Origin of the sequence: Pseudomonas putida (genome assembly GCF_001636055.1) — a bacterium.
Lineage (GTDB): Bacteria > Pseudomonadota > Gammaproteobacteria > Pseudomonadales > Pseudomonadaceae > Aquipseudomonas > Aquipseudomonas machongensis.
Genome location: NZ_CP011789.1, coordinates 4731467 through 4757084 on the forward strand (window position 1 = coordinate 4731467; position 25618 = coordinate 4757084).

At 63.8% G+C, this 25618-nt stretch carries 25 protein-coding genes; 18 read left to right on the forward strand and 7 right to left on the reverse strand.

The genetic code is table 11. From position 1 onward, the window contains the following. Nucleotides 1–97: 97 nt before the first annotated feature. Entirely contained in the window at nucleotides 98–1654 is a 1557-nt protein-coding gene (locus tag AB688_RS21225; protein WP_063546855.1) for a hypothetical protein, read from the forward strand. Between the two features lie 54 nt (nucleotides 1655–1708). Here AB688_RS21225 and AB688_RS21230 read toward each other — a convergent pair whose 3' ends face one another. Continuing rightward, nucleotides 1709–2071, reverse strand: a complete 363-nt coding sequence (locus AB688_RS21230; RefSeq protein WP_063545798.1) for a hypothetical protein — start codon at nucleotides 2069–2071, stop codon at nucleotides 1709–1711. Between the two features lie 224 nt (nucleotides 2072–2295). Between AB688_RS21230 and AB688_RS21240 the strand changes: the two genes are divergently transcribed. Both AB688_RS21240 and AB688_RS21245 read left to right on the forward strand, forming a co-directional pair. After that, the gene (locus AB688_RS21240; RefSeq protein ID WP_063545800.1) at nucleotides 2296–3594 is read left to right on the forward strand and encodes a hypothetical protein; all 1299 of its coding nucleotides are present in this window, start codon (nucleotides 2296–2298) and stop codon (nucleotides 3592–3594) included. Further along, nucleotides 3587–4402 carry a VacJ family lipoprotein gene (locus AB688_RS21245; RefSeq protein WP_054893844.1) on the forward strand — a complete coding sequence of 272 codons (816 nt, stop codon included), beginning with the start codon at nucleotides 3587–3589 and terminating at the stop codon, nucleotides 4400–4402. The genes AB688_RS21240 and AB688_RS21245 overlap by 8 nt, the downstream gene beginning before the upstream one ends. A 24-nt stretch (nucleotides 4403–4426) precedes the next feature. Here the strand turns inward: AB688_RS21245 and AB688_RS21250 are convergent, their stop codons facing one another. Together AB688_RS21250 and AB688_RS21255 are read right to left on the reverse strand one after the other, a co-directional pair. Next, on the reverse strand, nucleotides 4427–5581 hold the full coding sequence (locus tag AB688_RS21250) for a patatin-like phospholipase family protein (protein WP_063545801.1): 1155 nt from the start codon (nucleotides 5579–5581) through the stop codon (nucleotides 4427–4429). Nucleotides 5582–5670: 89 nt separating this feature from the next. Beyond that, nucleotides 5671–6606 carry a lipid A biosynthesis lauroyl acyltransferase gene (locus AB688_RS21255; protein WP_063545802.1) on the reverse strand — a complete coding sequence of 312 codons (936 nt, stop codon included), beginning with the start codon at nucleotides 6604–6606 and terminating at the stop codon, nucleotides 5671–5673. Nucleotides 6607–6717: 111 nt separating this feature from the next. Between AB688_RS21255 and minC the strand changes: the two genes are divergently transcribed. From minC to AB688_RS21285, 7 genes are all read left to right on the forward strand, one after another. Further along, complete coding sequence (gene minC, locus AB688_RS21260) at nucleotides 6718–7476, forward strand: septum site-determining protein MinC (RefSeq protein ID WP_063545803.1); 759 nt, start codon at nucleotides 6718–6720, stop codon at nucleotides 7474–7476. 95 nt (nucleotides 7477–7571) lie between these two features. After that, on the forward strand, nucleotides 7572–8384 hold the full coding sequence (gene minD, locus AB688_RS21265) for a septum site-determining protein MinD (protein WP_054893840.1): 813 nt from the start codon (nucleotides 7572–7574) through the stop codon (nucleotides 8382–8384). Nucleotides 8385–8387: 3 nt separating this feature from the next. Continuing rightward, a complete protein-coding gene (gene minE, locus AB688_RS21270) occupies nucleotides 8388–8642 on the forward strand; it encodes a cell division topological specificity factor MinE (protein WP_003252572.1) in 255 nt (84 codons plus the stop codon). A 145-nt stretch (nucleotides 8643–8787) separates the two neighbouring features. After that, nucleotides 8788–9423: an RluA family pseudouridine synthase gene (locus tag AB688_RS21275; RefSeq protein WP_054893839.1), complete on the forward strand. Its 636-nt coding sequence runs from the start codon at nucleotides 8788–8790 to the stop codon at nucleotides 9421–9423. Nucleotides 9424–9574: 151 nt separating this feature from the next. Then, on the forward strand, nucleotides 9575–10864 hold the full coding sequence (locus tag AB688_RS21280; protein WP_054895571.1) for a M18 family aminopeptidase: 1290 nt from the start codon (nucleotides 9575–9577) through the stop codon (nucleotides 10862–10864). A gap of 140 nt (nucleotides 10865–11004) precedes the next feature. After that, nucleotides 11005–11169 carry a hypothetical protein gene (locus tag AB688_RS27075; protein ID WP_172964816.1) on the forward strand — a complete coding sequence of 55 codons (165 nt, stop codon included), beginning with the start codon at nucleotides 11005–11007 and terminating at the stop codon, nucleotides 11167–11169. Nucleotides 11170–11217: 48 nt separating this feature from the next. Beyond that, nucleotides 11218–13371, forward strand: coding sequence for a mechanosensitive ion channel family protein (locus tag AB688_RS21285; protein ID WP_063545804.1), 2154 nt, complete (start codon nucleotides 11218–11220; stop codon nucleotides 13369–13371). 30 nt (nucleotides 13372–13401) lie between these two features. On the opposite strand, the gene AB688_RS21290 is transcribed toward AB688_RS21285, so the two are convergent. Further along, the gene (locus AB688_RS21290) at nucleotides 13402–14115 is read right to left on the reverse strand and encodes a UTRA domain-containing protein (protein WP_063545805.1); all 714 of its coding nucleotides are present in this window, start codon (nucleotides 14113–14115) and stop codon (nucleotides 13402–13404) included. A gap of 346 nt (nucleotides 14116–14461) precedes the next feature. On the opposite strand from AB688_RS21290, the gene AB688_RS21295 reads away from it, so the two are divergent. The 6 genes from AB688_RS21295 (at nucleotide 14462) to AB688_RS21320 (ending at nucleotide 19764) form a co-directional block, all read left to right on the forward strand. After that, the gene (locus AB688_RS21295) at nucleotides 14462–15526 is read left to right on the forward strand and encodes an ABC transporter substrate-binding protein (protein WP_054895574.1); all 1065 of its coding nucleotides are present in this window, start codon (nucleotides 14462–14464) and stop codon (nucleotides 15524–15526) included. Nucleotides 15527–15681: 155 nt separating this feature from the next. After that, on the forward strand, nucleotides 15682–16488 hold the full coding sequence (locus tag AB688_RS21300) for an alkaline phosphatase family protein (protein ID WP_063545806.1): 807 nt from the start codon (nucleotides 15682–15684) through the stop codon (nucleotides 16486–16488). Next, a complete protein-coding gene (locus AB688_RS21305) occupies nucleotides 16485–17324 on the forward strand; it encodes an ABC transporter permease (protein ID WP_063545807.1) in 840 nt (279 codons plus the stop codon). The genes AB688_RS21300 and AB688_RS21305 overlap by 4 nt, the downstream gene beginning before the upstream one ends. Continuing rightward, nucleotides 17314–18108, forward strand: a complete 795-nt coding sequence (locus AB688_RS21310) for an ABC transporter permease (protein ID WP_054895577.1) — start codon at nucleotides 17314–17316, stop codon at nucleotides 18106–18108. The genes AB688_RS21305 and AB688_RS21310 overlap by 11 nt, the downstream gene beginning before the upstream one ends. After that, on the forward strand, nucleotides 18108–19097 hold the full coding sequence (locus AB688_RS21315) for an ABC transporter ATP-binding protein (protein WP_063545808.1): 990 nt from the start codon (nucleotides 18108–18110) through the stop codon (nucleotides 19095–19097). The genes AB688_RS21310 and AB688_RS21315 overlap by 1 nt, the downstream gene beginning before the upstream one ends. Before the next feature lie 13 nt (nucleotides 19098–19110). Continuing rightward, a complete protein-coding gene (locus tag AB688_RS21320; RefSeq protein WP_063545809.1) occupies nucleotides 19111–19764 on the forward strand; it encodes an HAD family hydrolase in 654 nt (217 codons plus the stop codon). 51 nt (nucleotides 19765–19815) lie between these two features. On the opposite strand, the gene AB688_RS21325 is transcribed toward AB688_RS21320, so the two are convergent. Next, entirely contained in the window at nucleotides 19816–20778 is a 963-nt protein-coding gene (locus tag AB688_RS21325) for an NAD(P)H-quinone oxidoreductase (protein ID WP_063545810.1), read from the reverse strand. A gap of 141 nt (nucleotides 20779–20919) precedes the next feature. Here AB688_RS21325 and AB688_RS21330 point away from each other — a divergent pair, with 141 nt between their 5' ends. Both AB688_RS21330 and AB688_RS21335 read left to right on the forward strand, forming a co-directional pair. Next, the gene (locus AB688_RS21330) at nucleotides 20920–23001 is read left to right on the forward strand and encodes a carboxy terminal-processing peptidase (protein WP_172964815.1); all 2082 of its coding nucleotides are present in this window, start codon (nucleotides 20920–20922) and stop codon (nucleotides 22999–23001) included. 120 nt (nucleotides 23002–23121) lie between these two features. Next, the gene (locus AB688_RS21335; RefSeq protein WP_063545811.1) at nucleotides 23122–24876 is read left to right on the forward strand and encodes a bifunctional diguanylate cyclase/phosphodiesterase; all 1755 of its coding nucleotides are present in this window, start codon (nucleotides 23122–23124) and stop codon (nucleotides 24874–24876) included. Between the two features lie 2 nt (nucleotides 24877–24878). Here AB688_RS21335 and AB688_RS21340 read toward each other — a convergent pair whose 3' ends face one another. Together AB688_RS21340 and AB688_RS21345 are read right to left on the reverse strand one after the other, a co-directional pair. Beyond that, complete coding sequence (locus tag AB688_RS21340) at nucleotides 24879–25256, reverse strand: hypothetical protein (RefSeq protein ID WP_054890902.1); 378 nt, start codon at nucleotides 25254–25256, stop codon at nucleotides 24879–24881. Then, complete coding sequence (locus AB688_RS21345; protein WP_063545812.1) at nucleotides 25253–25612, reverse strand: helix-turn-helix domain-containing protein; 360 nt, start codon at nucleotides 25610–25612, stop codon at nucleotides 25253–25255. Before AB688_RS21345 ends, AB688_RS21340 begins: the two co-directional genes overlap by 4 nt. Between the last annotated feature and the right edge of the window lie 6 nt (nucleotides 25613–25618).

Below are 25618 nucleotides of genomic sequence, written 5' to 3' on the forward strand. Positions count from 1 at the left end.
CGTCATCCACGCGCGGAGTTCTGCGCGATCCTTGCATGCCAAACTGTTGGCGCCGGGCTACTATCAGCGACTCTCAACCGATGACCCGCGCCAGACGATGGACCGCTCGATGCCCAGCACGCCCCGCACCACCCTCCTCTACCTGATCACCTGCCTGTTCGCCCTGCTCGGTCTCGGTGCACTCTGGTATGGCCTGGGCAAGCCGGTGCACCTGCCCGATGCGGCGAGCCCAACGCACAAATTGCAGTGCGCCTCCTACACCCCCTTCGACAAGGACCAGTCGCCCTTCGACCAGCCATTTCGCCTGCGCCCTGCGCGCATGGACGCCGACCTGGCGTTGCTGGCCGAGCGCTTCCGGTGCATCCGCACCTATTCGATGACCGGGCTTGAGGCGATTCCGGCGCTGGCGCGCAAGCACGGGCTGAAGGTGATGCTCGGCGCCTGGGTCAATGCCAACCCGGTGGATACCGACAAGGAGGTGGCGCTGCTGATCGAGGCGGCCAACGCCAATCCGGACGTGGTCAGCGCAGTGATCGTCGGCAACGAGGCGCTGCTGCGCAAGGAAGTCACCGGCCAACGCCTGGCCGAACTGATCACTCGGGTGAAAGCCCAGGTGCAGGTCCCGGTGACCTACGCCGACGTCTGGGAGTTCTGGCTCCAGCACCCGGAAGTGGCGCCAGCGGTGGACTTCCTGACCATCCACCTGCTGCCCTACTGGGAGGACGATCCACGCGGCATCGAGGACGCCCTGGCGCATGTCGCCGAGGTACGTCAGGTGTTCGGCAACCGCTTCGCCCCCAAGGACGTCATGATCGGCGAAACCGGCTGGCCCAGCGAAGGCCGCCAGCGCGAGACCGCAGAGCCAAGCCGGGTCAACGAGGCACGCTTCATTCGGGGCTTCGTCGCGATGGCCGAGGCCAACGGCTGGCACTACAACCTGATCGAGGCCTTCGACCAGCCCTGGAAACGCGCCAGCGAAGGCGCAGTGGGTGGCTACTGGGGGCTGTACGACGCTGATCGGCGGGACAAAGGCGTGCTCGAAGGGCCCGTCAGCAACCTGCCACTGTGGCCACAGTGGTGGCTGGCCAGCGCGTTGCTGGTGCTGGCGACCCTGGGCCTGGCCGGGCGCCCGGCGCACGCCCGCGCGGCGTTGCTGTTACCGCTGCTGGCGGCAGTCGGCGCGGGCAGTCTGGGGCTGTGGGGCGAGCTGATGCGCACCAACGCGCGCTTTGTCGCTGAGTGGCTGTGGGCGGCAGCGCTGGCGGGCCTGAACCTGCTGGTACTGGCCCATGCCGCGCTGGCCCTGGCCCGGCGCGAAGGCTGGCGTGAGCGGTTGTTCGCCTGGCTGCAGGCGCGAGCCGGATGGTGGCTGCTGGCAGCGGGATTCGCAGCGGCGGTGAGCATGCTGGCAATGGTCTTCGATCCGCGCTATCGCAGCTTCCCCAGTGCCGCGCTGCTGCTGCCGGCGCTGGTGTACCTGCTGCGACCGGTGGCCGCGCGCAGGGCCGAAGTCGCGCTGCTGGCATTCATCATCGGCGCAGGAATTGCGCCGCAGCTGTATCAGGAAGGGCTGCACAATCATCAGGCCTGGCGCTGGGCGGCGGTCAGTGTGCTGATGGTGGCTGCCCTTTGGCGCAGTTTGCGCAGGGCTTGAAACGGCGGTGTTCTTTTTGCGGGCAAGCCTGCGAAAAGAACACCGGTAAACCTGCTAGCTGGAGGCCCTGACCAACCGCAACCCCGCCAGAACCACCGCAAAAACCCCCAGGCTCGCCGTGTACAGCACCAGCGCCGGCACCCCTGCCACCAGCGCCAGCACCGCCCCCCACCAGCCAAGCCGTCCCGGCAGCACCTGGCACAGCAAGGCCAGCCCCAACGCCACCCAGCCGATCACCTGGAAGTGAATCCACAACCCCAGCAGCGACCGCGCCTGGCACTGCCAGTGTTCGCCAGGCACCGCGCACAGGCCTACCCACTGCCCGTCCTCCATCAGGCCGAAACGCACGCCATAACTGGCCGCCAGCCACACCGGCAGAAACAGCAGCAACGCAACGACAGGCCACCAACGACTCATGCACAGCTCCAGAAAATGTAACCGGCGCTCAGGATAATCCCCCAGGCCTGCCGCGCAAGGCAAAATGGCGCGGTTCGGCTAATGTCGAGGAAAGCGGTCATTGCCGCAGCGGCCAACTTCACGGCAACATCCGCCACAATAAAGGACAGCGCGCCAGGCAACTTTGCCAGGGGCACGATGGTCCTAGCTCCACATTGCCTTGCCGTTCTCCCGGGGGACTCTCCATGCTTCGACCGTTGCGCCTCGTCGCCCTGCTGTGCGGCCTGTTTCTGGCTGCGGCCGCCTCTGCGCGGGACATCGACCCCGCCACCTACGGCTATCCCTTGACCAATCCGTTCGAGGCGACCATTGCCACCACGCCGCCGGACCAGCGCCCGACGCTGCCCAGCGACGACGATATCGACCAGTCCGACTACAGCCTGAACCTGCGCCCAGAGCGCGAATTCACCCTGCCGGACAACTTCTGGCCGGTGAAAAAACTCCGCTACCGCCTGGCACGCCAGGACCACGAAGCGCCATTGGTGTTCATCATCGCCGGCACCGGCGCGCCCTACAGCAGCACCATTGCCGAATACCTGAAAAAACTGTTCTACCAGGCGGGCTACCACGTGGTGCAGCTGTCTTCGCCCACCAGCTGGGACTTCATGAGCGCCGCCTCACGCTTCGCCACGCCCGGCGTGAGCCGCGAGGATGCCGAAGACCTGTACCGGGTCATGCAAGCCGTACGCGCCCAGCATCCGCGCCTGCCGGTCAGCGAGTTCTACCTCACTGGCTACAGCCTCGGCGCCCTGGACGCGGCATTCGTCAGCCATCTGGACGAAACCCGGCGCAGCTTCAACTTCAAGCGCGTGCTGCTGCTCAACCCGCCCGTGAACCTGTACACCTCGATCAACAACCTCGACAAACTGGTGCAGACCCAGGTCAAGGGCATCGACCGCAGCACCACGTTCTACGAACTGATGCTGGAAAAACTCACGCGCTACTTCCAGGACAAGGGCTACATCGACCTCAATGACGCCCTGCTCTACGACTTCCAGAACTCACGCGAACATTTGTCCAACGAACAGATGGCCATGCTGATCGGCACCTCGTTCCGTTTCTCGGCAGCCGACATCGCCTTCACCTCCGACCTGATCAATCGCCGCGGCCTGATCATTCCGCCGAAGTTTCCGATCACCGAAGGCAGCAGCCTCACGCCGTTCTTCAAACGGGCCCTGCAATGCGACTTCGACTGCTACCTGACCGAGCAGGTGATCCCCATGTGGCGTGCGCGCACGGACGGCAACAGCCTGCTGCAACTGATCGACCAGGTCAGCCTGTACGCCCTCAAGGACTACCTCGCCGACAGCCCGAAGATCGCCGTGATGCACAACGCCGACGACGTGATCCTCGGCCCCGGCGACATCGGTTTCCTGCGCAAGGTGTTCGGCGACCGGCTGACCCTTTATCCACACGGCGGCCATTGCGGCAACCTCAACTACCGCGTCAATGCCGACGCCATGCTGGAGTTCTTCCGTGGCTGACAGACTCATACTTGCCCTCGCCCTGCTCGTCAGTACCAGCGCCCTGGCAGCAGAAACCGCACCGCGTACCAGCGTGGTCGAAGCCGATGTGATCGACACGCCTACCGTGGAATCGGACGGCTTCCTCGACCCGCTGCGCGAGCTGAAATTCAACCCCGGTCTCGACCAGCGCGAGTTCGAACGCTCCACCCTGGCCGCGTTGAACGTCTACGACCCGCTGGAATCGATGAACCGGCGCATCTACCACTTCAACTATCGCTTCGACCAATGGGTGTTCCTGCCGGCGGTCGATGGCTACCGCTACATAACCCCGCACTTCGTGCGCACCGGGGTGAGCAACTTCTTCAACAACCTGGGGGATGTGCCCAACCTGTTCAACAGTGTGTTGCAGCTCAAGGTCAAACGCTCGGCGGAGATCACTGCGCGCCTGATGTTCAACACCCTCATCGGCGTGGGTGGCCTGTGGGACCCGGCGACCAAGATGGGGTTGCCACGCCAGAGCGAGGACTTCGGCCAGACCCTGGGCTTCTACGGCGTTCCGGAAGGCCCCTACATCATGCTGCCGATCCTCGGTCCCTCGAACCTGCGCGACACCACGGGCCTGGTGGTGGACTACGTCGGCGAGCGCGAGGCGAATTTCCTCAACGTCGCCGAGGTCAGTACCGACCATCCGGAGATCTTCCTGCTGCGGGCGATCGACCGGCGCTACACCACCAATTTCCGCTATGGCCAGACCAACTCGCCGTTCGAGTACGAGAAAGTGCGCTACGTCTATACCCAGGCGCGCAAGTTGCAGATTTCCGAGTGAGTGCGGCGGGGCCGCCATGCGGCCTCAGCCCACCAACCCCAGAAACTGCTGCAACTCCCGGCGCTTGGCCAGGGCATCGCTGCGCCCCAGTTCGATCAGTTCGCTGCAGTAGCTCGCCTCGAACAACAGGTAGCTGAGTACACCGGCCCCGCTGGTCCTGGTCGCTCCGGGCCCGCGCAGGAACAGGCGCAACGCAGCCGGCAACTCGCGCCGATGACGTGCCGCGATCTCGTCCAGCGGCTGGCTGGGCGCCACCACCAGTACTTCGATCGGCGCCAGGCCCAGGCGCCGGGCGTCCAGATGTGCAGGCATCAGGTGACTCAGGTGATTCAGGCGTTGCAGCAACTCGATATCGTCTTCGAGGCTGTCGATGAAGGTACTGTTGAGCATGTGCCCACCGATCTGCGCCAGGCTCGGCTGTTGCCCGCTGAACACCCGTGCACTCTGCACTGGCGACGCAGGGCGCTGCGGGTTACCGCTGACGCCCACCACCAGTACGCGACTGGCCCCCAGGTGCAGCGCTGGGCTGATCGGCGCAGACTGGCGCACCGCGCCGTCACCGAAGTACTCGTCGCCCAGGCGCACCGGAGCGAAGAGCAACGGAATGGCCGAACTGGCCAGCAGGTGCTCGACGCTCAGCGCAGTGGGTACGCCGATACGCCGGTGCCGCAGCCAGGGTTCGATCGCTTCGCCGCCTTGATAGAACGTCACCGCCTGGCCGGACTCGTAACCAAAGGCGGTTACGGCCACCGCGCGCAGTTGCTCGCTGGCCAGGGCATGGTGGATGCCATCCAGGTCCAGATGCGCCTTGAGCAGCGCCCGCAGCGGGCTGCTGTCGAGCAGCGCCACCGGCATCTGCCGGCCCAGCCCCAGCAGGCTGTGGCTGACGAAACGGCTGGCCTGACGCATGACCCCGGGCCAGTCGCTGCGCAGCACAAGGTGGCTGCGAAAGTTCTGCCAGAAGCGGGTCAGGCGCTGCACCGACTCGCCAAAGCGAGTGGCGCCGCTGGCCAAGGTCACGGCATTGATGGCACCGGCGGAGGTGCCGACGATGACCGGGAAGGGATTGGGCGCGCCAGCGGGCAACAGTTCGGCGATACCGGCGAGCACGCCGACCTGGTAGGCAGCACGGGCTCCGCCGCCGGAGAGGATCAGGCCAGTAGTCGGGGGTGGGGCCATCGGTTCCTTCCTGGTTTGTCGGTTTTGTCAGGATCGGGCCCTTCGCGGGCAAGTCGGCGCGCGAAAGGGCCTGCAGCCACTACCCCGGATCAGCGCTTCTTCTTGTCATACAGCCGCGGCGCCCCTTCGGGCCGCGACTTGAAGCGCCGGTGCGCCCACAGGTACTGCTCGGGGCACTCGCGCAGCACACTTTCGACCCACTGGTTGATGCGCAGGCAGTCGGCCTCCTCGCTCTCCCCCGGGAAATCCTCGAGCGGCGCATGCACCACCAGACGATAGCCGCTGCCATCTTCCAGGCGTTTCTGAGTGAACGGAATCACCCGCGCCTTGCCCAGGCGAGCGAACTTGGTCGTTGCAGTCACCGTGGCGGCGGGGATGCCGAACAACGGCACGAACAGGCTCTGCTTGGTGCCGTAGTCCTGGTCCGGCGCGTACCAGATCGCCCGCCCGCCGCGCAGCAGCTTGAGCATGCCGCGTACGTCCTCGCGTTCCACTGCCAGGGAGTCGAGGTTGTGCCGCTCGCGACCGCGTCGCTGGATGAAGTCGAACACCGGATTGCCGTGCTCGCGGTACATGCCATCGATGGTGTGCTCCTGGCCGAGCAGGGCCGCGCCGATCTCCAGCGTGGTGAAATGCACCGCCATGAGGATGGCGCCCTGCCCGTCACGCTGGGCTGCCTGCAGGTGCTCCAGACCTTCGATGTGTGCCAGGCGGGCAAGCCTGGCTTTGGGCCACCACCAGCTCATGGCCATCTCGAAGAAGGCGATGCCGGTGGAGGCGAAGTTTGCCTTCAGCAGGCGCTGCCGTTCGTCGCCGGACAGTGCCGGGAAACACAGCTCCAGATTGCGCGCGGCAATGCGCCGACGCTCGCCGGCCAGGCGATACATCACGGCGCCCAGGACGCTGCCGAGCCACAGCAAGGCTCGGTAAGGCAACTGCACCACCAGCCACAGCAGTCCCAGGCCGAGCCACAGGCCCCAGAAACGTGGATGAAGGAAGTAGGGACGAAAACGCGGACGATCCATTGAAGCTTCCGGTAAGACAAAGGCCTGGCATTCTACAACCTTTGGCCGCAGGTTGCGGCCAATCGGTCTTATCGTTATAAGTCAGGGCACTTTTTTCGCAACAAGCCGTCTATGCAGACCATGAGCCTCAACCAGACACCCGACTCCGCCACCGTGTTCCAGCTCAAGGGCAGCATGCTCGCCATCACTGTGCTGGAACTGGCGCGCAACGACCTCGAAGCCCTCGACCGCCAATTGGCGGCGAAAGTAGCGCAGGCCCCCAATTTCTTCAGCAACACACCGCTGGTGCTGGCCCTGGACAAACTGCCGCCGGACGAAGGCGCCATCGACCTGCCCGGGCTGATGCGCATCTGCCGTCACCATGGCCTGCGCACCCTGGCGATCCGCGCCAGCCGGATCGAGGACATCGCCGCAGCGATTGCCATCGACCTGCCGGTCCTGCCGCCCTCCGGCGCCCGCGAACGGCCGCTGGAACCTGAGCCGGAAGTGAAGAAAGTCGAGCCCGCTCCGGCGCCCGCTGTGGCCGCCGAACCCGAGGTTCGCCCGACCCGCATCATCACCAGCCCTGTACGTGGCGGCCAGCAGATCTATGCTCAGGGCGGCGACTTGATCGTGACCGCCTCGGTGAGCCCGGGTGCGGAACTTCTCGCCGATGGCAATATCCATGTGTACGGCGCCATGCGTGGCCGCGCACTGGCTGGTATCAAGGGCAACACCCGAGCCAGGATCTTCTGTCAGCAGATGACGGCCGAAATGGTCTCCATCGCCGGTCAGTACAAGGTCTGCGAAGACCTGCGCCGCGACCCGCTGTGGGGTTCGGGCGTGCAGGTGAGCCTGGTCGGCGACGTGTTGAACATCACCCGTCTTTAACGGATACTGCCGCCATTTTAAGAGCAACTTTTCCACCGTTGCCTTTTTTGCATTTGCTGGGACTTCGGGTCCCGTTTATTTAGGGGTGAAACACCTTGGCCAAGATTCTCGTGGTTACTTCCGGCAAGGGGGGTGTGGGCAAGACCACCACCAGCGCCGCCATCGGTACCGGCCTCGCATTGCGCGGCCACAAGACTGTGATCGTCGACTTCGACGTCGGCCTGCGTAACCTCGACCTGATCATGGGCTGCGAACGCCGCGTGGTGTACGACTTCGTCAACGTGGTCAACGGCGAGGCCAATCTGCAGCAGGCCCTGATCAAGGACAAACGCCTTGAGAACCTGTTCGTACTGGCCGCCAGCCAGACCCGCGACAAGGACGCCCTGACGCAAGAAGGCGTTGAAAAGGTCCTGATGGAGCTCAAGGAGCAGTTCGACTACGTCATCTGCGACTCCCCGGCTGGTATCGAGAAAGGCGCGCACCTGGCGATGTACTTCGCCGACGAAGCCATCGTCGTGACCAACCCGGAAGTCTCCTCGGTACGTGACTCCGACCGCATGCTGGGCATTCTGTCGAGCAAATCGCGCCGCTCCGAGAACGGCGAGGAGCCGATCAAGGAACACCTGCTGATCACCCGCTACCACCCCGAGCGCGTGGAAAAGGGCGAAATGCTCAGCATCGCCGACGTCGAAGAGATCCTCGCGATCAAGCTCAAGGGCGTGATTCCCGAGTCGCAAGCGGTCCTCAAAGCATCCAACCAGGGTATCCCGGTCATCCTCGACGACCAGAGCGACGCCGGCCAGGCCTACAGCGATACCGTCGACCGCCTGCTGGGTAAAGAGAAGCCTCTGCGCTTCATCGAAGTGCCGAAGCAAGGATTCTTCGCGCGCCTGTTTGGAGGCAAATAAACCATGAACCTTTTTGACTTCTTTCGTGGCAGACAGAAACAGACCAGTGCGTCGGTAGCGAAAGAGCGTCTACAGATCATCGTGGCGCATGAGCGCGGCCAGCGCAGCGAACCGGACTACCTGCCGGCGCTGCAGAAAGAACTGCTCGAAGTGATCCGCAAGTATGTGAACATCGGCAACGATGACGTACATATCGAGCTGGAAAACCAGGGCAGCTGCTCGATTCTGGAACTGAACATCACCTTGCCGGATCGCTGATAGAATCCCCTGTCACACCGCGATCCCCTGTGGGAGCGGGCTTGCCCGCGAAAAGGCCGGTACTGGCGCCATCACCCTGGCACTTGTACCGGCCTTCTTCGCGGGCAAGCCCGCTCCCACAGTGCTTTACAGAGAACCGTTGAACATGCCGCTGTCGAACATCCAGATCCTCTTCGAAGACGCCGCCATCCTGGTGATCAACAAACCGACCCTGCTGCTGTCGGTGCCAGGCCGTGCCGAGGACAACAAGGACTGCCTGATCACCCGCCTGCAGGAAAACGGCTACCCCGACGCGCTGATCGTCCATCGCCTGGACTGGGAAACCTCCGGGATCATTCTCCTGGCTCGCGATGCCGACAGTCACCGCGAGCTGTCGCGCCAGTTCCACGACCGCGAGACGGAGAAAGCCTATACCGCACTGTGCTGGGGCCAGCCGACGCTCGACAGTGGCAGTATCGACCTGCCGCTGCGCTACGACCCGCCCACCAAGCCACGCCATGTGGTCGACCATGAGCAGGGCAAGCATGCCCTGACCTTCTGGCGCGTACTGGAACGCTGTGGCGACCATTGCCGGGTTGAGCTGACGCCCATCACCGGGCGCTCGCACCAGTTGCGCGTGCACATGCTGTCGATCGGGCATCCGCTGCTGGGCGACCGGCTGTATGCCAACCCCGAGGCATTGGCGGCCCATGAACGGCTGTGCCTGCATGCATCGATGCTGAGCTTTACCCACCCGGTGTCTGGGCAGCGGTTGAAGTTCGAGTGCCCGGCGCCGTTCTAGATTTTTGTGGCTGCACCGGCCCTTTCGCGGGTAAACCCGCTCCCACAGGGGTCACCACCAACCCTGTAGGAGCGGGTTTACCCGCGAAGAGGCCCGCACAAATTCCGGACCATTTACGCTAAACTCGCGCCACTGCTGTCTGGAGTGAGCTATGCGCGAAGCACTGAATACCGGCCTGATCGATTTCCTCAAGGCCTCCCCGACGCCCTTCCACGCCACCGCCAGCCTGGCCAAGCGCCTCGAAGCCGCCGGTTACCAGCGTCTGGACGAGCGTGACAGTTGGGCCACCGTGCCCGGCGGACGCTACTACGTCACCCGTAACGACTCTTCGATCATCGCCATTCGCCTGGGCAAGCATTCGCCCTTGATTGGCGGCATCCGTATGGTCGGCGCACACACCGACAGCCCGTGCCTGCGGGTCAAGCCACAGCCCGAACTGCAGCGCCAGGGCTTCCTGCAACTGGGCGTCGAAGTCTATGGCGGTGCCCTGCTCGCCCCTTGGTTCGACCGCGACCTGTCGCTGGCCGGACGCGTCACCTTCCGCCGCGATGGCAAGGTCGAAAGCCAACTGGTCGACTTCAAGCTGCCGATCGCCATCATTCCCAACCTGGCCATCCACCTCAACCGTACCGCCAACGAGGGCTGGCCGATCAACCCGCAGAACGAGCTCCCGCCTATCCTGGCCCAGGTCGCCGGCGACGAGCGTGTCGACTTCCGAGCCCTGCTCACCGAGCAACTGGCCCGCGAGCACGGCCTGATCGCCGACGTGGTGCTGGACTATGAGCTGAGTTTCTACGACACCCAGAGCGCTGCGGTCATCGGCCTGCATGGCGACTTCATCGCCGGTGCGCGCCTGGACAACCTGCTGTCGTGCTATGCCGGGCTGCAGGCGCTACTGGCCGCCGAGAGCGACGAAACCTGCGTGCTGGTATGCACCGATCACGAAGAGGTCGGCTCCTGCTCGGCGTGCGGCGCCGACGGACCGATGCTCGAGCAGACCCTGCAACGTCTGCTGCCCGATGGCGACGAATACGTGCGCACCATCCAGCGCTCGTTGCTGGTGTCGGCCGACAACGCCCACGGCGTGCACCCCAACTACGCCGACAAGCATGACGGCAATCATGGGCCCAAGCTCAACTCCGGCCCGGTGATCAAGGTCAACAACAACCAGCGCTACGCCACCAACAGCGAAACCGCCGGCTATTTCCGCCACCTGTGCATGGCCGAGGAAGTGCCTGTACAAAGCTTCGTGGTGCGCAGCGACATGGGCTGCGGCTCGACCATCGGTCCGATCACCGCCAGCCACCTGGGCGTGCGTACCGTCGACATCGGCCTGCCGACCTTCGCCATGCACTCGATCCGCGAGCTGTGCGGCAGCCAGGACCTGGCGCACCTGGTGAAGGTGCTGACGGCGTTCTATCGCAGTCGCGAACTCCCTTGATATCAGGTAGGCCTATTCGCGGGTAAACCCGCTCCTACAGGTACATCACCGTTCCTGCAGGAGCGGGCTTACCCGCGAATTCTCCGCCCCTCAACGCGCTATGCTTCAAGCATGCCCCCGACAACAGAAGGATTCTGTTCATGTCACCCTTCCTCTCCCTGTTCGTGCCGGTGTTCCTTTTCCTGATGCTGCTGACCATCGGTTTCAGCCTGCGCGAGCGCAATGCCGGCGTGCTGATGATGTGGATCGGCACCCTCGGCATCTTTGGCATCATGTGCTGGAAGATCCTCGAGAAACTCGCCTGAGAAATCCTCTACACTCCGGCAATCGATCGACCTGAGGTAGATTTTCCGGTGCCCGCCTTTCTCCGTTGCCTGACCCTGCTGCTCTTCCTGTTCATCGCTCCGGTGCAAGCCGCTGGCCTGCCCGGCTTGCTGGGTAGCAGCACGCCTGCCCAACCCCAGGCCACCGAGCCGCTGGACAAGTCACTGGACGAAGTGATCAAGAGCCTCGAAAACGACCAGCAACGGGCCAAGTTGCTGGCCGACCTGAAGAAACTGCGCGATGCCAGCAAACAGTCGCAACCCACGGTGGAACAGGGCGTACTGGGGCTGATCGGCAACGCCATGCACGACCTGGAAAAGCAGTTCAGCGGCGATGCCAGCCCCTTCGTGCGTTGGTCGCAGGAAATCGACCAGGCCCAGAACGAGCTGGCAGCATTGGTCGTTCCGGTGCACCAGTGGCCAGCGATCCTGTTCGGCTTCGCTGCGGTCATTGCCGTGTGGAGCCTGTTGGCCTACGCCTTCAACTGGATCGGCCATCGGGTACGGATCCGCTTCGGGCTGACCGAGGAGCTGCCCCAACACCCACGGACCTGGGACCTGGTGCGATTCGCCCTGCGCAAGCTCGGGCCCTGGCTGGTGGCGCTGGTATTCACCGTGTACCTGAGCTTCGCCCTGCCACCGTCGCTGGGCAAATCCCTGGCCATGGTCCTGGCCTATGCGCTGGTGGTCGGCACCTGTTTTTCGGCGATCTGCGTGATCGCCTTCTCTCTGCTCGACGGCCCGCATCGCCACCGTGCCCTGCATATCCTGCGACACCAGGCGTTTCGTCCGTTATGGCTGATCGGCAGCTTCGCCGCCTTCGGTGAAGCGATGAGCGATCCACGCCTGACCACTGCGCTGGGCACACACCTGGCCCATGCGATAGCGACCGTGACCAACGTGCTGGCGGCCCTGTGCACAGGCTTGTTCATCCTGCGCTTCAGGCGGCCGATTGCGCACCTGATCCGCAATCAGCCCCTGTCGCGGCGCCTGACCCGGCGCACACTCAGCGACACCATCGAGCTGCTTGGCAGTTTCTGGTTCGTCCCGGCCTTGATCCTTGTGGCGATCTCGCTGTTCGCAACCTTCGTCTCTGCCGGCGACACCAGCACCGCCCTGCGTCAGTCACTGATGTGCACCGTACTGGTGGTGGTGTGCATGGTGCTCAACGGCCTGGTGCGCCGCCACGCCGCCAAACCCCGGCGCGCCAACAAACGTCAGGCGGTGTATACCGAACGCCTGAAGAACTTTGGCTACGCCTTGGTCCACCTGTGCATCTGGTTGCTGTTCATCGAGCTGGGCCTGCGCGTGTGGGGGCTTTCGATGATCGGTTTTGCCGAGGGCGAAGGCCATGATGTCAGCGTGCGCCTGCTGGGCCTGGCAGGCACCCTGATCGCCGCCTGGCTGGTGTGGATCCTGGCCGACACCGCCGTGCACCACGCACTGGTGCGTTCGCGCCGAGGCCTGGCCAACGCCCGTGCGCAGACCATGATGCCGCTGATCCGCAACGTACTGTTCGTGGCGATCTTCATCATCGCGGTGATCGTCGCCCTGGCCAACATGGGCATGAACGTCACACCGCTGCTGGCCGGTGCCGGTGTCATCGGCCTGGCCATCGGCTTCGGTGCGCAATCGCTGGTGGCCGATCTGATCACCGGCTTGTTCATCATCATCGAGGACAGCCTGGCCATCGACGACTATGTCGACGTCGGCGGCCACCTGGGCACGGTCGAGGGCCTGACCATTCGCACCGTGCGCCTGCGCGACATCGACGGCATCGTGCACACCATCCCGTTCAGCGAGATCAAGAGCATCAAGAACTACTCGCGTGAATTCGGCTATGCGATCTTCCGAATCGCCATCCCGCACAACATGAGCATCGACAAGGCGATCAGCCTGATTCGCGAAGTGGGGCAGAAGCTGCGCAATGATCCGCTGATGCGCCGCAACATCTGGTCGCCGCTGGAACTGCAGGGAGTCGAGAGTTTCGAGTCGGGCTCGGCGATCCTGCGGGCACGCTTCAAGACCGCGCCGATCAAGCAGTGGGAGGTGTCACGGGCCTTCAACCTGGCGTTGAAGCGCCAGCTCGACGAAGCCGGGCTGGACCTGGCTACGCCGCGGTTGTCGGTGCAGGTGGTGACGGCTGGGGGTGGGGTGATGGCTGAGTCTGGCGCCACTAGCTAGGCCCCTTTAACTGGCACGTTGCGAACGGCCCTACCCCGCCTGCGCCTGGATACGAATCGCATCGTGCCGCCAATACTCCAGGTCGCAGTCGATCAGGTGCCCATGCTGGTCACTGTTGACCCGGGTGATGTGCAACCCCGGGCTCCCCGCCGACACCCTAAGCGCCATGGCCGCCGCCACCGGCAATGCAGTCGGCAGGATCTCGAAACACACCTGCCCGTAGCGGATGCCATATTCGCGGGCATAGATCTCGGTCAACGACTGTGCCAGGTCCAGCGCCAGGATTCCCGGGAAGTAGCGTGGATTGAGGTAGTGCTCGGCATACAACACGCCGCGCCCATCGATGCGCCGCAAACGGCAGATCTGCACCACGCTCGACAACGCCGGTAGCCGCAGGCGCGCACAGATCTCCGCCGACGCCGGCAGCAAGCGCGCCGCCAGCAGCTCCGTGCTCGGCACCCGTCCCTGGTCGCGCACCATCGCATGGAAGTGGCTGCGCTCGATCAGGTCGTAGGTCAGGCGTTCGGGGGCGACGAACCAGCCGCGCCGCTCTTCGCGGTAGATCAGGCCCTGGGCCTCGAGCTGCACCAGTGCCTCACGCAAAGTGATCCGGGTAGTGTCGAATACCTCGCTCAGCTTGCGCTCGGCCGGCAGCTTGCCGCCCGGCATCAGCAGGCCATGTTCGATCTGTTCCTGCAGCGCATGGCATATGGCTGTTACCGCCCGCGGTGGGGTCGATTGCATCAAAGGTTACCTATCTGGACTAGTCCAGCCCCATAACAGGGCAACTGGAGAATAGAGCAAGCCTAGGCACAGCTGATGAAGATCCTGTGACAAAGCCCTTGCACCGCGATTGCCAGAATCGGGCCAAGCCCCGCGAATAAAGGGCCGGGTTCTGGTCTACGCTTTGTTTTCAGGACTCTAGCCACCCCGTTGGCGGGCCCGTCCTACATCAAACTGTCATGCAACAGGCCTACCTTGGCTCAAGGTTTGCTGACCTAGACCAAAGGTTCTCGGCAAGGTCTGCACCACAGCATTCACAACAGCGCTCATAACAACGATTGCAAGGCACCCACCAAAGGAGCTTCGGATGAAAAAGTTCTTCATGGCGTCACTGCTGGGCTCGGCCATCGCCCTGTGCACCACGGCCATGGCCGCCGATACCGACCTCAAGGCCCTGGAAGACGCCGCCCGCAAGGAGGGCACGGTGAACAGCGTGGGCATGCCGGATGCCTGGGCAAACTGGAAAGGCACCTGGGATGACCTGGCCAGGAAGTACGGCCTCAAGCACAGCGACACCGACATGAGCTCGGCCCAGGAGATCGCCAAGTTCGACGCTGAAAAAGACAACGCCAGTGCCGACATCGGTGACGTCGGCGCCGCCTTCGGCCCGATCGCCGTGACCAAGGGCGTGACCCAGCCGTACAAGCCGAGCACTTGGGACCAAGTGCCGGAGTGGGCCAAGGACAAGGACGGTCACTGGGCGCTGGCCTATACCGGCACCATCGCCTTCATCATCAACAAGGACCTGGTCAAGGAAGACGAACGCCCGAAAACCTGGCACGACCTGGAAAAAGGCAAGTACAAGGTCGCCATCGGTGACGTCGGCACCGCAGCCCAGGCCGCCAACGGCGTACTGGCTGCCGCCATCGCCTACAAGGGCGACGAAAGCAATATCGAGCCGGGCTTGCAGCTGTTCACCAAACTGGCCCAGCAGAAGCGCCTGTCGCTGGCCAACCCGACCATCCAGACCCTCGAGAAAGGTGAAGTGGAAGTCGGCGTGGTTTGGGACTTCAACGGTCTGAGCTACCGCGAACAGATCGATCCGAAGCGTTTCGAAGTGCTGATCCCGTCCGACGGTTCGGTGATTTCCGGCTACACCACCATCATCAACAAGTACGCCAAGCACCCGAACGCCGCCAAGCTTGCCCGCGAATACATCTTCAGCGACGCCGGCCAGACCAACCTGGCCATCGGTCACGCCCGCCCGATCCGCGCCGAGCACCTGAAGCTGCCCGCCGATGTCCAGGCCAAGCTGCTGCCCAACGAGCAGTACCAGGCCGCCCAGCCGATCAAGAACGCCGACGCCTGGGAAAAGACCTCCAAGGCCCTGCCGCAGAAGTGGCAGGAGCAGGTGATCATCGAGATGGAGTGACGGCGGGGTTTTCCAGCGCCTGACACGGCCCTTACGCGGGTAAGCCCGCTCCCACAGGTGCAGCACAAGCTTCCGGGCCTGCGCGATACCTGTGGGAGCGGGTTTACCCGCGAAAAGGACGACGCGGTACCGACCCATTCCTCTGCGGAGCCAACATGCAACACAACGTCATCCTGGTCCTGCTCGACGGCCTCAACCACCAGGTCGCACACCACGCCATGGGCCATCTGCATGCCTACGTCGAGGCCGACCGCGCAGCGCTGTACCGCGTGGAATGCGAATTGCCGTCACTGTCACGCCCGCTGTACGAGTGCATCCTCACCGGCGTCGCGCCGATCGACAGCGGTATCGTGCACAACAACGTCAATCGCCTGTCCAACCAGCGCAGCGTCTTCCACTACGCCCGCGAAGCCGGGCTGGGCACTGCAGCTGCGGCCTATCACTGGATGAGCGAACTGTACAACCGCTCGCCCTTCGATCCGATCCGCGACCGCCATACCCACGCGCCCAAGCTGCCGATCCAGCACGGGCTGTTCTACTACGCCGATCACTACCCCGATTCGCACCTGCTGGCCGACGCCGAGTACCTGCGCCGCCGTCATGCCCCGAACTTCCTGCTGGTGCACCCGATGAACATCGACGATGCCGGCCACCGCCACGGCCTGGACAGCAGCCAGTACCGAAACGCCGCACGCAGCGCCGACATCCTGCTGGCCGACTACCTGCCACTGTGGCTCGAAGAGGGCTATCAGGTACTGGTCACCGCCGACCACGGCATGAACAACGACCGCTCGCACAATGGCCTGCTGGCCGAGGAGCGCGAGGTGCCGCTGTTCGTCTTCGGCGACGCCTTCAGCCTCGACCCCGCCGCCAAGCCCCTGCAGACCGAGCTGTGCGGCACGATCTGCGAACTGCTCGGCGCGGCCCACGATAAACCGGTCTGCCGGGAGTTGTTCAAGTGAATTCCAGCCACCGCGGCCGCCACCTGGCCCTGCTCTGCCTGCTGCCCTTCGCCATCTTCTTCATCATCTTCCAGATCGCCCCGCTGGTCTGGGTCGCCATCGCCAGCCTGCAAAGTGAAAGTGGCTGGGGCCTGGACAACTTCAGCAAGATCTTCGCCTCGAAGTTCTATCTGCAGGCCATCGAACGCAGCCTCGAGATCAGCTTCTGGTCGAGCCTGTTCGGCATCGTCATCGCCACCCTCGGCGCCTATTCGCTGCGCCAGGTCGATTCGCGCCTGCGCGACTTCGTCAGCGCCTTCGCCAACATGACCAGCAACTTCGCCGGCGTGCCACTGGCCTTCGCCTTCATCATCCTGCTGGGCTTCAACGGCGCACTGACCCTGGCGCTCAAGGAGATCGGCCTGCTCGGCGACTTCAGCATCTACTCCAAGACCGGCCTGATCATCGTCTACACCTACTTCCAGATTCCGCTGGGCGTGCTGCTGCTCTACCCGGCCTTCGACGCCCTGCGCGAGGACTGGCGCGAATCCGCCGCGGTGCTCGGTGCCAGCCACTGGCAGTTCTGGCGGCACATCGGCCTGCCGGTGCTGACGCCGGCACTGCTGGGCACCTTCGTCATCCTGCTGGCCAACGCCCTGGGCGCCTACGCCACCGTCTATGCCCTGACCACCGGCAACTTCAACGTGCTGCCAATCCGTATCGCCGCCCTGGTGGCCGGCGACATCACCCTCGACCCGAACCTGGGCAGCGCGCTGGCCATGGTGCTGGTGGGGCTGATGACCCTGGTGACGGTGATCCATCAATGGCTGCTGAAAAGGAGCTACCATGCGCGCTGAATCACACAAGGGCGGCTGGTACCACCGCGCCGTGGTGTACCTGCTGTTCCTGATCCTGCTGTTGCCCCTGGCCGGCACCCTGCTCTACTCATTGGCTACCAGTTGGTCGGCGAGCCTGCTGCCCAGCGGCCTGACCCTCAAGTGGTACGTGCAACTGTGGAGCGAGCCGCGATTTCTCGCCGCCTTCGGCCAGTCGTTGATCGTCTGCGTGGGAGCGTTGGTACTGTCGGTGGTGCTGATCCTGCCGCTGCTGTTCGTGGTGCATTACCACTTCCCCAAGCTCGACGCGCTGATGAACATTCTCATCCTGCTGCCCTTCGCGGTGCCGCCGGTGGTGTCTTCGGTGGGGCTGCTGCAGTTGTACGGCAGCGGGCCGATGGCCATGGTCGGGACGCCGTGGATCCTGATCGGCTGCTATTTCACCATCGCCCTGCCCTTCATGTACCGGGCGATCACCAACAACCTGCAGGCGATCAACCTGCGCGACCTGATGGACGCCGCGCAACTACTCGGCGCCAGCACCTGGCAAGCCGCCCTTCTGGTGGTGCTGCCCAATCTGCGCAAGGGCCTGATGGTGGCGTTGCTGCTGTCGTTTTCCTTCCTGTTCGGCGAATTCGTGTTCGCCAACCTGCTGGTCGGCACCCGCTACGAAACCCTGCAGGTCTACCTGAACAACATGCGCAACAGCAGCGGCCACTTCAACAGCGCGCTGGTGATCTCCTATTTCGCCTTCGTGCTGGTACTGACCTGGGTCGCCAACCGCCTGAACAAGGATAAATCCTGATGAGCTTCGTCAGTGTCCAGAAACTTCAAAAGAGCTACGCCGGCAGCCCGGTCTTCGAGAACATCGACTGCAACATCGAACGCGGCGAGTTCGTCACCCTGCTCGGCCCGTCGGGGTGCGGCAAGTCCACCCTGCTGCGCTGCATCGCCGGCCTGACACCTGTCGACAGCGGCCGTATCCTGCTCGACGGCCAGGACATCGTGCCACTCAGCCCGCAAAAGCGCGGGATCGGCATGGTGTTCCAGAGCTACGCGCTGTTCCCCAACATGACGGTTGAACAGAACGTTGCCTTTGGCCTGCGCATGCAGAAGGTCAAGGCCGAGGAGAGCCAGGCGCGTGTGCACGAGGCCTTGGAGTTGGTGGAGCTGGGCAGTTTTGCCGGGCGCTACCCGCACCAGCTGTCGGGCGGCCAGTGCCAGCGCGTGGCGCTGGCCCGTTCGCTGGTCACCCGCCCGCGCCTGCTGCTGCTCGACGAGCCGCTGTCGGCGCTGGATGCGCGTATCCGCAAACACTTGCGCGAGCAGATCCGCGCGATCCAGCGCGAGCTGGGGCTGACCACCATCTTCGTCACCCACGACCAGGAAGAGGCGCTGACCATGTCGGACCGCATCGTCCTGATGAACCAGGGGCGCATCGTCCAGAGCGGCGACGCCGAAACCCTCTACACCGCACCTGTCGACCTGTTCGCCGCCGGTTTCATCGGCAACTACAACCTGCTCGACGCCGACAGCGCCAGCCGCCTGCTGCAGCGCCCGGTCAGCGCACGCCTGGCGATCCGTCCCGAGTCCATCAGCCTGGGCCTGGACGGTGAACTGGACGGCCAGATCCGCAGTCACAGCCTGCTCGGCAACGTGATCCGCTACCGTGTCGAGTCGCGCGGCGTGGAGGTGGTGGTGGACGTGCTCAATCGCTCGTCTGCCGATCTGTATGCCGACGGGCAGCGCGTGTCGCTGTCGATCGACCCCACCGCGCTGCGGGAAGTGGCTTAAGGAGATTCAAGCAATGGCACTGGCGATTTTCGATCTGGACGAAACCCTGATCCACGGTGACTGCGCGTCGCTGTGGAGCGAACAGATGGCCCGGCTGGGCTGGGTGGACGGCAAGGAATTCCTGCGTCGCGACCATGAACTGATGGAGGCGTACGGTAAGGGCCACCTGCAGATGGAGGACTACATGGCCTTCAGCCTGGAGCCCATCGCCGGGCGCACGCTGGAAGAGGTCGAGCACCTGGTCGAGCCCTGGGTGGAGGATGTGATCGAGCCGATCATCTATGGCGATGCTTGCCACTGCATCGCCGAGCACCGCAAGAAAGGCGACCGCATCCTGATCATTTCCGCCTCCGGCACGCATCTTGTGGGGCCGATCGCCGCACGTCTGGGGGTCGACGAATACCTGGCCATCGAGCTGGAGGCGATCAATGGCGTGTACACCGGCAAGACCCACGGCGTGCTGACCTACCGCGAGGGCAAGATCACTCGCTTGCTGGAGTGGCTGGACCAGGAGCAGGAGAACCTGGAGGGCGCGAGCTTCTATTCCGACTCACGGAACGACCTGCCGCTGTTACTGAAGGTGGACCATCCGTATGCGGTGAATCCAGACCCGGTGCTGCGCGAGCATGCCCAGACCAATGGCTGGCCTGTGTTGAGCTGGTCCTGAGATCCATTGCCCCTGTTCCGGCCTCTTCACCCGTGAAGAGGCCGGGTCTGCTTACGCCAGGTCAGGGTCGATCACCATCACCAGCTTGCCCGATACCTGGTTGCTCTCAAGCTCCGCATACGCCGCCTGGGCGAACTCCACCGGATAGGTATCGACCAACTGTGGCGACAACCGCCCTTCGGCGAACAGCGGCCACACCTGCTGCTGCAGGTCGCGCAGCAACTCGGCCTTGAAGCCATCGTCACGATTGCGCAGGGTGGAACCTGTGATTTCCAGGCGCTTGCCCAGCACCAGCGCCAGGTCCACTTCGAACTTGCGCCCGCCCATCAGGCCGATGATCACCCAGCGGCCGTCGCGGGCCAGCAGCTCCAGGTTGAGCGGGCCATAGCTCGCGCCTACCGGGTCGAGGATCACATCGAACGGCCCGAACCCCTTGAGCGCGTCGAGGTTCTCGTTACGCACCACACCTCCTGCGGCACCCAGTGCCTTGCAGTAGTCCAGGCGCTCCTGGGAGCCGACGCTGACCCATACCGGGCAACCAAACGCCTTGCCCAACTGGATGGCCGCAGAGCCCACACCACTGGCACCGGCGTGCACCAGTACCTTCTCACCCGCCTTGGCCGCCCCGAGCTGGAAGATGTTCAGCCAGGCCGTGGCGTACACCTCAGGCAGCGCGGCCGCTTCGTGTAGGCTCAGGCCCTCGGGCACCGGCAGCACATGGCGGGCATCCACGATCACTTCTTCGGCCATGGCGCCACTGGCCAGCAGCGCACAGACCCGATCGCCCACGCGCCAATCTGCCCCCGCACCCACCTCCTCGATCACCCCGGCGCACTCCAGCCCCATGTAAGGGCTTGCGCCGGGTGGCGGCGGGTACAAACCCTTCATCTGCAACAGGTCGGCGCGGTTCAACCCGGCCGCAGCCACTCGAATGCGTACCTGCCCCGCGTCGCAAACCGGACGTTCGGCTTCGACCCAGGCTACATGTCCGTCAACGCCTTGCAATGCCTTCACAGTGCCTCCATAGTTGAGTCATGACTGAGCCCGGGATCGCCATGTCCCGGGTTTTTTGCAGTATTCAGCCGGTTTCATGGAACCGGCGTACGGAAAAGACGGCCTACTATGCGTGATCAATTGCCCCCACGTCGAATCAGCATGAAGCATTTCCTCCCCAGCACCGCCCTCGCCCTCATGGTCGGCCTCGGCAGCCTCACGCTCGGTGGCAATGCGGCCGCCGCCAACAAATGGGACAGCCTGCAGCCGGACCGCGACGAGATCGTCGCCAGCCTCAACGTGGTGGAGCTGCTCAAGCGCCATCACTACAGCAAGCCTCCGCTGGACGATGCCCGCTCGGTCATCATCTATGACAGCTACATCAAACTGCTCGATCCATCACGCAGCTATTTCATGGCCAGTGACATCGCCGAATTCGACAAGTGGAAGACGCAGTTCGACGACTTCCTCAAGAGCGGCAACCTCGACCCTGGCTTCACCATCTACAAGCGCTACCTGGACCGCGTGAAATCGCGCCTGGACTTCGCCCTGGCCGAACTGAACAAGGGCGTCGACAAGATCGACTTCACCGTCAAGGAAGACCTGCTGGTCGACCGCAAGGACGCTCCGTGGCTGAAGAACGAGGCCGAGCTCGACGACCTGTGGCGCAAGCGCGTCAAAGATGAAGTGCTGCGCCAGAAACTGGCCGGCAAGGATCCCAAGCAGATCCAGGAAACACTCACCAAGCGCTACAAGAACCAGTTGGCGCGCCTGGACCAGACCCGTGCCGAAGACATCTTCCAGGCCTACATCAACACCTTCGCCCAGTCCTACGATCCGCACACCAACTACCTGTCGCCAGACAACGCCGAAAACTTCGACATCAACATGAGCCTGTCGCTCGAAGGCATCGGCGCGGTGCTGCAGAGCGACAACGACCAGGTCAAGATCGTGCGCCTGGTACCGGCCGGCCCTGCGGCCAAGACCAAGCAGGTCGCTCCTGCCGACAAGATCATCGGTGTCGCCCAGGGCAACAAGGAAATGGTCGACGTGGTCGGCTGGCGCCTGGACGAAGTGGTCAAGCTGATCCGTGGCCCGAAAGGCTCGGTGGTACGTCTTGAAATCATCCCAGCCAGCAACGCACCGAACGACCAGACCACCAAGATCGTTTCGATCACCCGCGAGGCGGTCAAGCTCGAGGAGCAGGCGGCGAAGAAGTCGGTGCTCAAGCTCAAGCAGGACGGCCGTGACTACAAGCTCGGCATCATCGAGATCCCGGCCTTCTACCTCGACTTCAAGGCCTATCGAGCTGGCGATCCGGACTACAAGAGCACCACGCGCGACGTGAAGAAACTGCTCACCGAACTGCAGAAGGAGAAGGTCGACGGCGTGGTCATCGACCTGCGCAACAACGGCGGCGGCTCGCTGCAGGAAGCCACCGAGCTGACCAGCCTGTTCATCGAGAAAGGCCCGACCGTGCTGGTACGCAACAGCGACGGCCGCGTCGACGTACTCGAGGACGAGAACCCCGGCGCCTTCTACAAGGGCCCGCTGGCACTGCTGGTCAACCGCCTCTCGGCCTCGGCTTCGGAGATCTTCGCCGGCGCCATGCAGGACTACCACCGCGCGCTGATCATCGGTGGCCAGACCTTCGGCAAGGGCACCGTCCAGACCATCCAGCCGCTCAACCATGGCGAGCTGAAGCTCACCCTGGCCAAGTTCTACCGAGTCTCCGGCCAGAGCACCCAGCACCAGGGCGTATTGCCGGACATCGACTACCCGTCGATCATCGACACCAAGGAAATCGGCGAGAGCGCGCTGCCCGAAGCCATGCCATGGGACACCATCCGCCCAGTGGTCAAGCCGGCAGCCGATCCGTTCAAGCCATTCCTGGCCCAGCTCAAGGCGCAGCATGAAGCCCGTAGCGTCAAGGATGCCGAGTTCACCTACATCCGCGACCGCCTGGCGCTGACCCAGCGCCTGATGAACGAGAAGACCGTCAGCCTCAACGAGCAGGATCGCCGTACCCGCCACGACGAAATCGAGGCCAAGCAACTGGCGTTGGAGAACACCCGACGCAAGGCCAAGGGCGAAGAGCCGCTCAAGGAACTGAAGAAGGTCGACGAAGACGCCCTGCCCGAGGAGAAGGACGACGCCAAGCCAGAAGATGATGCCTACCTGGCCGAAACCGGTCGCATCCTGCTCGACTACCTGCGCCTGAGCTCGCAAGTGGCGAAGAAGTAAGCGACTCGACCAGGTGATGGCAGATTAATGTGACCTGTCATCAAACAGTCATCGCACTGTCGTGAAATAGAAGGGCCGGACGCCAAAACGTCCGGCCTTTTCATTTTCAGGAAGCAGTCCATGACCGTCACCGAACAGCTCAGTGCCTTGAGCGCCATCCTGGCTCAACGCAGCATTCACAGCCTGTTCCAACCGATCATCTGCCTTTCCGAGCGGCGCATCCTCGGCTATGAGGCGCTCAGCCGCGGACCGTCCAACAGCCCTCTGCATTCGCCCCTGAACCTGTTCGCCATCGCCCGCCAGGCGGGGCGCCTGAGCGAGCTGGAAGTGCTGTGCCGGGAGAACGCATGCCGACGCTTCAGCGAGCTCGGGCTCGAAGGCAAGCTGTTCCTCAATGTCTCGCCCGAGTCGCTGCTTGAGCCACACTACCCTTCCGGGCGCACCCTGAAGATGCTCGAGCAGGTCGGTCTGCAACCCAGCCGTGTGGTGATCGAGCTGACCGAGCAAACCCCCACCGACGACTTCCAATTGCTGTCCAACGCCTTGCATCACTATCGGGACATGGGCTTTTCCATCGCACTGGACGACCTGGGTGCCGGTTACTCGAGCTTGCGCCTGTGGTCGGAGCTGCGTCCGAACTACGTGAAGATCGACCGACACTTCATCGACGGCATCCATCAGGATCCGCTCAAACGCGAATTCGTTGGTTCCATCCTGCAGATCGCCCGCGCCTCGAAGGCCCAGGTGATTGCCGAGGGCATCGAGCTGGGCGAGGAGCTGACCGTACTGGCCGACATGGGCGTCGACCTGTTGCAAGGCTACCTGCTCGGCCGCCCTCAGGAATTCCCCCCGCGCGAGGGCCTGAATCTGCTGCCCCCGGCGCACGGCAGTGCACTGATGACCAACGAGGAAGGAAGCGACCTCGTCGCACTGCTGATCGAGCAGCCTGCGGTCGCGCTGGACACCCCGACCCAGCAGGTGCTGGAAGCGTTTCGCCGCCAGGCCAATCTCAACTCCCTGGCCGTGCTCGATGCCCAGGGCCACCCCTGCGGTATCGTCCATCGGCATTCGTTGTCCGACGTTCTGCTCCAGCCGTTCGGCACCGACCTGTTCGCCCGCAAGCCGATCAGCCGACTGATGAACGAAGACTTCCTCGCAGTCGAGCGCAGCCAGTCGCTGCAGCAGGTCAGCCGCCTGCTCACAAGCCGCGCACGGCAGCGCATCGAGGAAGATTTCATCATCACCCACGGTGGTCGCTACCAGGGCCTGGGTCGAGTGATCGATGTGCTCAAGTTGATCACCGAGCAGAAGATCCAGCAGGCCCGCTACGCCAACCCCTTGACCCTGCTGCCAGGCAACGTTCCAATCCGCCAGTGCCTGACCCGCCTGCTGGAGCAACAGCGTGCAGCGGCGGTGTGCTACGTCGACATCGACAGCTTCAAGCCCTTCAACGATATCTATGGCTATGCCCGCGGCGACGAGGTGTTGTTGTGCCTGGCCCAGTGTCTGAACGACAGCGTCGATCCGCGCCGCGACTTCGTCGGGCATATCGGCGGTGATGATTTCATGCTGGTCTTGGGGTCGGTCGATTGGCGCGAGCGCCTGCACCAGCTGATCGATGATTTTCTACGCGAATGTCGACGTTTCTATCGCAGCGAGCACCTGGAGGCCGGTTGCTTCATCGCCCACAACCGCCAAGGGCAGCGGGAGACCTTCCCCTTGCTGTCGCTGTCGATCGGCGTGGTTTTGCTGCGACCGGAATGCTGTGCCAGCCTGGATGCGGCGCAGTTGGCCGATCTCGCTTCGCAGGCAAAGCGCCAGGCCAAGGATACAGCCGGGCCCAGTCTGAGCCTGATCGATACCGGGGTGCTGTAGCCCTACCCTGCCGTCACTTCTTCGGGGTAAGCGAACTCGAACACCCGCACCACTTCGGATGCATGCCACGACGCCGCCTCCATGCCATCGACCGGCCCGGAAAACCGCCCGAGGCGCTCGACACACTCGAAGAAGCCGGTACGCGGCAGGCGGCTGGCCCCCTGGCTGATCACCAGCGAACTGCGCAGCGGCTGCTCGGCGCGCGCGTCGAGCAGCGCCAGGTACTCCAGGGCGGCGGTCAGGGTTTGCATGGCGGGGGTGGGCAACTCCAGGCGCTCGAGCAGCGCCCTGTAGGTGAGCAGGTGGCGTTGACGGCGGGCCAGGTCGAGCTCGTCCAGCAGGCGCTGCCATTGCTGACGACTGATCCTGACCTGGCTCATGATGGCTCGCTCCAGCCGGCGATTCCCAGGTGCCACGCCAGGCTACGCTGGATCGCCGCATCAGGCACACGCTCGCCCGACTCGATCATGGCCAGGTACGAGGGGCTGATGCCGACGCTGCGGGCCAGTTGCTCGGGGGCCAGGCCCTTGGCCTGACGCAACTGCGCCAGCTCACCCAGGGCGGGCAAGCTGGCGCTTTGCTCGATGACTTCGCCACGGCCTTCAGTGACTGCAGCCTGAGGTTCGTCGCTATTGGCTGGCGCCTGCCCGGCTGCCGCGAGCAGCGCCTGGTACTGGGCCCAGGGAACAACTGCATACTCGGGCTGACCGTCCCGACTGATGACCTGAATACCCATACAACC

Bases quoted from the DNA above. Each gene is read 5' to 3' on its own strand.
- AB688_RS21225 (WP_063546855.1), top strand. From the start codon at position 98: ATGGACCGCTCGATGCCCAGCACGCCCCGCACCACCCTCCTCTACCTG.
- AB688_RS21230 (WP_063545798.1), bottom strand. From the start codon at position 2,071: ATGAGTCGTTGGTGGCCTGTCGTTGCGTTGCTGCTGTTTCTGCCGGTG.
- AB688_RS21240 (WP_063545800.1), top strand. From the start codon at position 2,296: ATGCTTCGACCGTTGCGCCTCGTCGCCCTGCTGTGCGGCCTGTTTCTG.
- AB688_RS21250 (WP_063545801.1), bottom strand. From the start codon at position 5,581: ATGGCCCCACCCCCGACTACTGGCCTGATCCTCTCCGGCGGCGGAGCC.
- AB688_RS21255 (WP_063545802.1), bottom strand. From the start codon at position 6,606: ATGGATCGTCCGCGTTTTCGTCCCTACTTCCTTCATCCACGTTTCTGG.
- minC (WP_063545803.1), top strand. From the start codon at position 6,718: ATGCAGACCATGAGCCTCAACCAGACACCCGACTCCGCCACCGTGTTC.
- minE (WP_003252572.1), top strand. From the start codon at position 8,388: ATGAACCTTTTTGACTTCTTTCGTGGCAGACAGAAACAGACCAGTGCG.
- AB688_RS21275 (WP_054893839.1), top strand. From the start codon at position 8,788: ATGCCGCTGTCGAACATCCAGATCCTCTTCGAAGACGCCGCCATCCTG.
- AB688_RS21280 (WP_054895571.1), top strand. From the start codon at position 9,575: ATGCGCGAAGCACTGAATACCGGCCTGATCGATTTCCTCAAGGCCTCC.
- AB688_RS27075 (WP_172964816.1), top strand. From the start codon at position 11,005: ATGTCACCCTTCCTCTCCCTGTTCGTGCCGGTGTTCCTTTTCCTGATG.
- AB688_RS21290 (WP_063545805.1), bottom strand. From the start codon at position 14,115: ATGCAATCGACCCCACCGCGGGCGGTAACAGCCATATGCCATGCGCTG.
- AB688_RS21295 (WP_054895574.1), top strand. From the start codon at position 14,462: ATGAAAAAGTTCTTCATGGCGTCACTGCTGGGCTCGGCCATCGCCCTG.
- AB688_RS21300 (WP_063545806.1), top strand. From the start codon at position 15,682: ATGCAACACAACGTCATCCTGGTCCTGCTCGACGGCCTCAACCACCAG.
- AB688_RS21310 (WP_054895577.1), top strand. From the start codon at position 17,314: ATGCGCGCTGAATCACACAAGGGCGGCTGGTACCACCGCGCCGTGGTG.
- AB688_RS21315 (WP_063545808.1), top strand. From the start codon at position 18,108: ATGAGCTTCGTCAGTGTCCAGAAACTTCAAAAGAGCTACGCCGGCAGC.
- AB688_RS21320 (WP_063545809.1), top strand. From the start codon at position 19,111: ATGGCACTGGCGATTTTCGATCTGGACGAAACCCTGATCCACGGTGAC.
- AB688_RS21330 (WP_172964815.1), top strand. From the start codon at position 20,920: ATGAAGCATTTCCTCCCCAGCACCGCCCTCGCCCTCATGGTCGGCCTC.
- AB688_RS21335 (WP_063545811.1), top strand. From the start codon at position 23,122: ATGACCGTCACCGAACAGCTCAGTGCCTTGAGCGCCATCCTGGCTCAA.
- AB688_RS21340 (WP_054890902.1), bottom strand. From the start codon at position 25,256: ATGAGCCAGGTCAGGATCAGTCGTCAGCAATGGCAGCGCCTGCTGGAC.
- AB688_RS21345 (WP_063545812.1), bottom strand. From the start codon at position 25,612: ATGGGTATTCAGGTCATCAGTCGGGACGGTCAGCCCGAGTATGCAGTT.